1 pseudogene is annotated in these 819 nt (G+C 64.8%); it reads left to right on the top strand.

Going from position 1 to position 819, the window contains the following annotated elements:
• Positions 1-417: 417 nt before the first annotated feature.
• Positions 418-717, top strand: a pseudogene (locus tag IEX31_RS18485) (IS21 family transposase); the annotation flags it as partial.
• Between the last annotated feature and the right edge of the window lie 102 nt (positions 718-819).

Below are 819 nucleotides of genomic sequence, written 5' to 3'. Positions count from 1 at the left end.
GCATCGGTTGTAAACGAAGTGATGAGAGAGGTTGTAAACGAACACGGAGGATTCGACATACCAGATCGCTGGACCACCAGTACCAACTCACGCTACGCGCCAGGTCGGGTGCTCCCGCCAGCCGGGCGCGAGGCTGGGGATCGGCCTGAAGGAGCGCCATGCCATCCACCGACACGATGTCGACCCCGACGCAGTCCCCGACCACGTTGATTGCGACCGCCGAGAGGCCGGCCGCATGGCCGGCGGTCGTCTGGCTGAGTATTCGCTCTTCTGAGGGCCACTGATATTGGGGTTCGGGGCCACTTGTTCATCGACGCGATCGCGTCGGTGAGGGACGTCGAGTATTCGGGTTCAGGGCCACCTTCGTAGGCTCCTTCTGCCGCGCGGACCTATCGCGCGGCAGAAGGAGTGATTCGGATGGTACGCAAGATCAAGGCGAAGCTGGTGCTGAGGCTTCGCGCGGAGGGGTTCACGGGACGGCAGATCGCCGCGCAGGGCATGTCCCGTACGAGCGTGGCGGCGGTCTTGGACGCCGCTGGCCGGGAAGGGGTCGGCTGGGAGGACGTCGCCGAGCTCGAGGAAGCCGACGTGTATGCGCGGCTGTTCCCCGGCCGTGGTGAGCATGAGAGTGTTCACGCGCAGCCGGACTGGGACAGGGTGCATCGGGAGCTCGCGAGGGTTGGGGTGACGCTCAAGCTGCTGCATGGCGAGTATGTCTGAGTATTCGGACCTCTGAGCGCCGCGGGATATTCACTCTCAGCGCCGCTCGATATCCCCTTTCAGCGCCGTCCGGTATTGTCGGTGAGCGCCGCCCCTCCG

Source organism: Agromyces bauzanensis (assembly GCF_014645655.1).
GTDB classification, from domain to species: Bacteria; Actinomycetota; Actinomycetes; order Actinomycetales; family Microbacteriaceae; genus Agromyces; species Agromyces bauzanensis.
Note: the sequence above shows the minus strand (reverse complement) of the source record. Positions and strands in the feature narration are given on the sequence as shown.